Origin of the sequence: Pseudomonas sp. 3JA, from assembly GCF_036961705.1 — a bacterium.
In the GTDB taxonomy this organism is placed as follows: Bacteria; Pseudomonadota; Gammaproteobacteria; order Pseudomonadales; family Pseudomonadaceae; genus Aquipseudomonas; species Aquipseudomonas fluorescens_Q.
On sequence record NZ_JBAMDJ010000046.1, the window covers coordinates 39,600 to 46,859 of the forward strand.

Sequence of the window (7,260 nt, forward strand, 5' to 3'; positions counted from 1 at the left end):
TTATCCAGGGGAGTTCCATGGACACCAAATTGCTCGATATTCTGGCCTGCCCGGTCTGCAAAGGCCCGCTCAAGCTCAGCGCCGACAAGACCGAACTGATCAGCAAGGGGGCCGGCCTGGCCTACCCGATTCGCGATGGCATCCCGGTGATGCTCGAAAGCGAAGCCCGCACCCTGACCACCGACGAGCGCCTGGACAAATGACCGCAGCCTTTACCGTTGTCATTCCGTCGCGTTTCGCTTCGACGCGCCTGCCCGGCAAGCCGTTGCTGTCGATTGCCGGCAAGCCGATGATTCAGCATGTCTGGGAGCAGGCCTGCAAAAGCAGCGCCCAGCGTGTGGTGGTGGCGACTGACGATGCGCGCATCGTCGAGGCCTGCAAAGGCTTTGGCGCCGAAGTCGTCCTGACGCGTGAAGACCATAATTCCGGCACTGACCGCCTGGCGGAGGTCGCGGCGAAGCTCGGTCTTGAGGCCGACGCTATCGTGGTCAATGTGCAAGGCGACGAGCCGTTGATCCCGCCGAGCGTTATCGATCAGGTCGCCGCCAACCTCGCGGCCCACACCGAGGCGCGCATGGCCACCCTGGCCGAGCCGATCGAGGATGTGCAGACCTTGTTCAATCCCAACGTGGTCAAGGTGGTCAGTGACCTCAATGGCCTGGCGTTGACCTTCAGCCGCGCGACGTTGCCTTGGGCGCGGGACGCATTTGCCCAAAGCCGTGACGTGATGCCGGAAGGCGTGCCATACCGCCGCCACATCGGCATCTATGCCTACCGCGCCGGCTTCCTCCAGGACTTCGTCGCCTGGGGCCCGTGCTGGCTGGAAAACACTGAAGCCCTGGAACAGCTGCGTGCCCTGTGGCACGGCGTGCGGATCCACGTCGCCGATGCGCTGATCGCCCCGCCGACCGGCGTGGACACCGCCGAAGACCTCGAGCGCGTTCGTCGCCTGCTGGAGGCTTGATGCGGGTCCTGTTTGTCTGCCTCGGCAATATCTGCCGCTCGCCCACCGCCGAAGGCATCCTGCGCCACAAGTTGCGAGAGGCCGGGTTGGCCGGGCAGGTGGAAGTCGCTTCCGCCGGCACCGGTGACTGGCACGTCGGCAAGGCTCCGGACAAGCGCAGCCAGGCGGCAGCCCTGAAGCGTGGCTACGACTTGTCGGCCCAGCGTGCGCAACAGGTGACCCGCGCTGATTTCGCCGCCTATGACCTGATCCTGGCGATGGACAGCAGCAACCTGCGCCACCTCAAGGCCTTGCAACCGGCCAATGGCAAGGCCGAGCTGGACCTGTTCTTGCGGCGCTACGAAGCTGAACTCGACGATGTGCCGGACCCGTACTACGACGGCGAACAAGGCTTCGAACAAGTGCTGGACCTGATCGAGCGCGCTACCGATCGCCTGGTGATCGAATTGAAGGGGCGGTTATGACCTTGCAGGTTCGGGCGGGCGTCAGCCTCAAGCCCTTCAACAGTTTCGGGGTGGACGTCACTGCCCGGTTGTTCGCCGAAGCCCGCAGCGATGGTGATGTTCGCGAGGCGTTGGCTTATGCCGCCGAACATGCCGTGCCATTGTTGGTCATCGGCGGCGGCAGCAACCTGCTGCTGACCGGCGACATCGACGCGCTGGTGCTGCGCATGGCCAGCCACGGTATTCGCCTGCTCAGCGATGACGGCGAACGCGTAGTGGTCGAAGCCGAAGCAGGGGAGCCCTGGCACCCGTTCGTCCAGCACACGCTGGCGCAGGGCTGGTCCGGGTTGGAGAACCTCAGTCTGATCCCCGGCACTGTGGGCGCGGCACCGATGCAAAACATCGGCGCCTACGGTGTGGAGATCAAGGACGTCTTCGCCGGCCTCACCGCGCTGGATCGCCAGACCGGCGAGCTGCGCGACTTCAGCCTTGAAGACTGTCGGTTCGCTTATCGCGACAGCCTCTTCAAACAGCAAGCGGGTCGCTGGTTGATCCTGCGGGTGCGCTTCGCCCTTAGTCGCGCCGCACACTTGCATCTGGAGTACGGTCCGGTTCGCCAGCGATTGACCGAGCAGGGCATCGAGCAGGCGACACCCACCGACGTGAGCCGGGCCATTTGCAGCATCCGCAGCGAAAAACTCCCGGACCCGGCCGTGCTGGGCAATGCCGGCAGCTTCTTCAAGAACCCGCTGGTGCCGACCGCGCACGTAGCGCACCTCAAACTGCAATACCCTGACCTGGTGGCTTATCCACAGCCTGAAGGGCAGATGAAAATCGCCGCCGGCTGGTTGATCGAACGGGCCGGCTGGAAGGGCTTTCGCGAAGGTGATGCCGGGGTGCACAAGTTGCAGGCGTTGGTGTTGGTCAACTACGGCAACGCCACGGGCCCGCAACTTCTGGACCTGGCCCTGCGCATCCAGAAAGACATTGCCGAGCGTTTCCAGGTCGAGCTGGAAATGGAACCCAATCGGTACTGAGCGCGGTGGGAACAAAGCTTGCTCGCGATCAACTGAACAACGCCCTGCCACAATCACGTACAGATCATTTGTGCAGGATTGTGCAGGGCGTTTTGCGTGATCCTGGGTTAATTTAGCCTCCTAACGATGCGACCATCGCATCCTAAAGGCCCGATGCAGACGCCTGCGTGCGCATGCATAAGAGAGCCCGATCAGCCTGAGTCAGTCTGCGACAACCGAACCGTCAACCCAGCGGCAGATTGCTCGACCCCATAACTCGATAACTATGCGGGCGTGCCCATGATTACCCTGAAACTCAATGGAAAAGACCATCAACTGGATGTGACCGAGGACATGCCGCTGCTGTGGGCTATCCGGGATGTGGCCGGTTACAACGGCACCAAATTCGGCTGCGGCATGGGCCTGTGCGGCGCGTGCACCATCCACATCGACGGCGCCCCAGCGCGCAGTTGCATTACGCCAATCGGTTCTGTGAATGGGCAAAATGTCAGCACTATAGACGAACTTCATGTCGATCCGGTTGGGCAAATCGTCCAGAAGGCCTGGCTCGACACAGCAGTGGCCCAGTGCGGTTACTGCCAGGGCGGGCAGATCATGTCGGCGACCGCCTTGCTCAAGACCAACCCCAACCCGAGTGATGAGCAGATCGAAGAAGCCATGGTCGGCAACATCTGCCGGTGCGGCACCTACAACCGGATCAAGACCGCGATCCGCCAGGCCTCCACTCACTTGAAGGAGGCCAAGGCATGAGCCGCTTGCCCGATGATTTTGTCCTGAGCAACCTCAGCCGTCGCGGCTTCCTCAAGGGTGCGAGCGCCACCGGCGTGCTGGTGCTGGCGGCGACGTGGGGCCTGCCGGATGCCTTTGCCGAGGAAAAGAAATTCGGCGCCGAGGGCATGCCTCATGGCGCGGTTGACGACCCGAAGGTGTACGTCAGCATTGCTGTCGATGGCAGCGTGACCGTGATCTGCAACCGTTCGGAAATGGGCCAGGGTGTGCGTACCAGCCTGAGCATGGTCGTGGCCGATGAGCTGGAGGCCGACTGGGCGCGAGTGAAGGTGCAACAGGCGCCGGCCGATGAGGCGCGCTTCGGCAACCAGGACACCGACGGTTCACGCAGCATGCGTCATTGGTACGAGCCGATGCGCCGTTGCGGTGCTGCCGCCCGGACCATGTTGGAACTGGCCGCCGCCGCGCAGTGGAAGGTGCCGGTGGGTGAATGCCATGCCCAACTGCACAAAGTGCTGCACCAGCCTTCGGGGCGTGAACTGGGTTACGGCGAATTGGCCGCCGCCGCCAGTGCCCTGGCGGTGCCGAGCCGTGGCAGCCTGCGCCTCAAGCAGCCTTCGGAATTCCGCTACATCGGCAAGGAGGCGAGCCGGGCCATCGATGGCGCGGACATCGTCAACGGTCGTGCCGTGTTTGGTGCCGATGTGCATTTCGACGGCATGCTGTATGCCGTCATCGCGCGTCCGCCGGTCTATGGTGGCAAGGTCAAGAGCGTGGACAGCAGCGCCGCGCTGAAAGTACCGGGCGTGGTCAAGGTGGTGCAGATCGAAGGGCGCCCGCTGCCCTCGGAATTCCAGCCGTTGGGCGGCGTGGCGGTGGTGGCGAAGAACACCTGGGCGGCGATCAAGGGCCGCGAAGCGTTGAAAATCCAATGGGACGACGGCCCGAATGCCGGTTATGACTCCATTGCCTATCGCAAGGAGCTGGAAGCGGCGGCCCTCAAGCCCGGAAAAGTCGTGCGCAGCAGCGGCGATCTCGACGATGCACTGGCCAAGGCTGATTCGACGTTGGAAGCATCGTATTACTTGCCGCACCTGTCCCAATCACCGATGGAACCGATGGTTGCCGTCGCCCGGTTCAAGGACGGCCAATGCGAGGCCTGGGCACCGAGCCAGGCCCCGCAGGTGACCCGTGAACGTGTCGCTGAACGCCTGGGCATTCCTTTCGAGAAGGTCACGGTGAACATCACGTTGTTGGGCGGCGGTTTCGGGCGCAAGTCCAAACCCGACTTTGTCGTCGAAGCGGCTGTGCTCGCCAAGGAATTTCCCGGCCAGGCAATACGGGTGCAATGGACCCGTGAAGATGACATCCATCACTCGTATTTCCACACGGTATCGGCCGAATACCTCAAGGCCGGCCTGAACCAGGACGGTATGCCGTCCGGCTGGTTGCACCGCACCGTGGCCCCGAGCATCACCGCACTGTTTGCGCCGGGCATGACCCACGAGGCGCCGTTCGAAATAGGCATGGGCGTGACCAACATGGCTTATGCCATCCCGAACCTGCGCCTGGAGAATCCCGAAGCGGTGGCCCATGCCCGGGTGGGTTGGTATCGCTCGGTGTCGAACATCCCCCATGGTTTCGCGATCCAGAGTTTCATCGACGAATTGGCCCATAAGGCCGGCCAGGATCCGCTGAAGTACCAGGTCAAATTGCTCGGGCCGGACCGTAAGATCGATCCGCGTAGCTTGAGCGAAGAGTGGAACTATGGTGAATCCCCCGAGCGTTATCCGATTGATACCGCGCGGATCCGCACGGTGCTGGAAACCGCTGCCAAGGCCGCCGGTTGGGGCCGGGAACTGCCCAAGGGCCGTGGCCTGGGCTTGGCCGTGCACTACAGCTTCGTCACTTACGTGGCGGCGGTGATCGAAGTAGAGGTCAAGGACGACGGCACGGTGATCGTGCACAAGGCGGACATCGCCGTGGATTGCGGTCCGCAGATCAACCCCGAGCGCATCCGTTCCCAGTTCGAGGGCGCCTGCGTCATGGGGCTGGGCAATGCCATGGTGGGGGAAATCAGCTTCAAGGACGGCAAGGTGCAGCAGGATAATTTCCACATGTACGAAGTGGCGCGCATGTCCCTGGCGCCCAAGGAAGTGGCCGTGCACTTGGTCACGCCGCCGGGTGAGGTGCCGTTGGGCGGTGTCGGCGAGCCGGGTGTGCCACCGATTGCGCCTGCGCTGTGCAACGCGATTTTCGCCGCCACTGGCAAGCGCATCCGTAGCCTGCCTGTACGCTATCAGCTGCAAGGCTGGCAGCAGGCGAAGGCCTGATGGACAGCGTTGATCTGAACGTCCTGCGCAGCGTGCTCGAGTGGCGCCGCGCGGGGCAGCGGGTGGTGCTGTTCACTGTGGTCCAGACCTGGGGCACTGCGCCAAGGCCGCCGGGAGCGATGCTGGCCCTGCGCGAAGATGGCGTGGTGATTGGTTCGGTGTCGGGTGGTTGTGTCGAGGATGACCTGATCGCCCGGCTGCACGACGGTCGGATTCCGGCGGACGGCCCGCCGGTGCAACTGATCACCTATGGCGTCACCCGCGAAGAAGCGGCGCGCTTCGGCCTGCCGTGCGGCGGCACCCTGCGCTTGACCGAGGAGCGGGTGGGTGATCCACACTGGGTCGCGCAATTGCTGGAACGTTGCGAAGCCCATGAGATTGTCGCCCGTGAGCTGACAGTCGCCAGCGGCAACGTGGTCCTGACCCCGGCCAGCAAAACCGACGCACTGGTGTTCGATGGACAGGTCCTGCGGGCCATATACGGCCCACGTTGGCGGCTGTTGCTGATCGGCGCCGGGCAACTGTCGCGCTACGTGGCGGAAATGGCCCGGTTGCTGGACTTCGAAGTGCTGATTTGCGATCCGCGCAAGGAGTTTGTCTATGGTTGGGAAGAGCAGCATGGCCGCTTCGTCTCGGGGATGCCTGACGAAGCGGTGTTGAGCATCCAGACCGACGAGCGCACCGCCATTGTGGCCTTGACCCACGACCCACGCCTGGACGACATGGCGCTGCTCACGGCCCTGGACTCCAAGGCCTTTTATGTCGGTGCCCTGGGCTCGCGAGTCAACAGCCAGAAGCGCCGGGATAACCTGGCTCAGCTAGGCTTGTCAGCACAGGCCATTGAACGCTTGCATGGACCCATCGGCCTGCACATCGGCAGCCACACCCCGGCGGAAATTGCCTTGTCGCTGCTGGCCGAGATCGTGGCCATCAAGAATGGCGTTGAACTGCGGCAGAAAAAGCCGCTGTAAGCCGTGGGCGAGGAGGGCGTATGAGCGAGTCGATAGGCGTGATCATTCTCGCGGCCGGATCGGGCAGTCGTTTCCGTCAGGTGGCCGGCCCCGACAAGGATAAGTTGCTGGCCGATTGCACCGGGCGGGACGGTGCCGTCCGTTCGGTGATCGAGCAGGTGCTGGTGAACTTGCCTGCCTCCCTGCAAAAGCGCGTCCTGGTGACGAGCCAGGATCGTCCGCAAGCCATCCGCATGGCCCAAGCCTATGGCTGCGATTTCGTGGCGCTGGACTCTCCCGGCCTGGGGGATAGCATCGCGGCCGGTGTCCAGGCTTGCCCGGACCTTGCTGGCTGGTTGATGGTACTGGGCGATATGCCTTTCATCCTGCCGTCGACTATCGAGCAGGTGGCGGCGAGGATTCGCGAGGATGGCATCAGTGTGCCGGTCCTCTCCGGCGAATACGGGCATCCGGTGGGATTCGACCGTGCGTTTGGCCCAAGACTGATGGCACTGACTGGAGATCGCGGTGCCAAGGCATTGTTTGCCGGGGCGCAAGTGGTCGAGGTGCCGGTGGATGACCCGGGCGTGACGTGGGATGTCGATGTGCCAGAGGCATTGGCCTTCAAATAACAAACGACGCAGAACCCTGTGGGAGCAAGCTTGCTCGCGAAAGCGGTCCGACATTCAGCATTGATGCAAGCTGACCCGGCGCCATCGCGAGCAAGCTCGCTCCCACATTGGATCTTCAGTGGGCATAAGTCTTGTGTCTGGTCCCAGTCCCGCTGTGGATAAGTATGAAGGC

At 63.1% G+C, this 7,260-nt stretch carries 8 protein-coding genes; all 8 read left to right on the forward strand.

Annotation, left to right across the window (positions count from 1 at the left end; all coding sequences use genetic code 11):
- Window positions 1-17 precede the first annotated feature (17 nt).
- The gene (locus V7773_RS26250; RefSeq protein WP_003179363.1) at window positions 18-203 is read left to right on the forward strand and encodes a Trm112 family protein; all 186 of its coding nucleotides are present in this window, start codon (window positions 18-20) and stop codon (window positions 201-203) included.
- A complete protein-coding gene (gene kdsB, locus V7773_RS26255) occupies window positions 200-964 on the forward strand; it encodes a 3-deoxy-manno-octulosonate cytidylyltransferase (protein ID WP_336076044.1) in 765 nt (254 codons plus the stop codon). The genes V7773_RS26250 and kdsB overlap by 4 nt, the downstream gene beginning before the upstream one ends.
- Window positions 964-1,428 (forward strand): low molecular weight protein-tyrosine-phosphatase, encoded by a 465-nt coding sequence (locus V7773_RS26260; protein ID WP_072347151.1) that lies wholly within the window; start codon window positions 964-966, stop codon window positions 1,426-1,428. The genes kdsB and V7773_RS26260 overlap by 1 nt, the downstream gene beginning before the upstream one ends.
- Window positions 1,425-2,444, forward strand: a complete 1,020-nt coding sequence (gene murB / locus V7773_RS26265; protein WP_336076046.1) for a UDP-N-acetylmuramate dehydrogenase — start codon at window positions 1,425-1,427, stop codon at window positions 2,442-2,444. The genes V7773_RS26260 and murB overlap by 4 nt, the downstream gene beginning before the upstream one ends.
- A 279-nt stretch (window positions 2,445-2,723) precedes the next feature.
- Window positions 2,724-3,194: a (2Fe-2S)-binding protein gene (locus V7773_RS26270; protein ID WP_003204280.1), complete on the forward strand. Its 471-nt coding sequence runs from the start codon at window positions 2,724-2,726 to the stop codon at window positions 3,192-3,194.
- Window positions 3,191-5,506 carry a xanthine dehydrogenase family protein molybdopterin-binding subunit gene (locus tag V7773_RS26275; RefSeq protein WP_336076048.1) on the forward strand — a complete coding sequence of 772 codons (2,316 nt, stop codon included), beginning with the start codon at window positions 3,191-3,193 and terminating at the stop codon, window positions 5,504-5,506. Before V7773_RS26270 ends, V7773_RS26275 begins: the two co-directional genes overlap by 4 nt.
- Window positions 5,506-6,477, forward strand: a complete 972-nt coding sequence (locus tag V7773_RS26280; protein ID WP_063324909.1) for an XdhC family protein — start codon at window positions 5,506-5,508, stop codon at window positions 6,475-6,477. Before V7773_RS26275 ends, V7773_RS26280 begins: the two co-directional genes overlap by 1 nt.
- Before the next feature lie 20 nt (window positions 6,478-6,497).
- A complete protein-coding gene (locus tag V7773_RS26285) occupies window positions 6,498-7,088 on the forward strand; it encodes a nucleotidyltransferase family protein (RefSeq protein WP_336076050.1) in 591 nt (196 codons plus the stop codon).
- The last annotated feature ends 172 nt before the right edge of the window (window positions 7,089-7,260 follow it).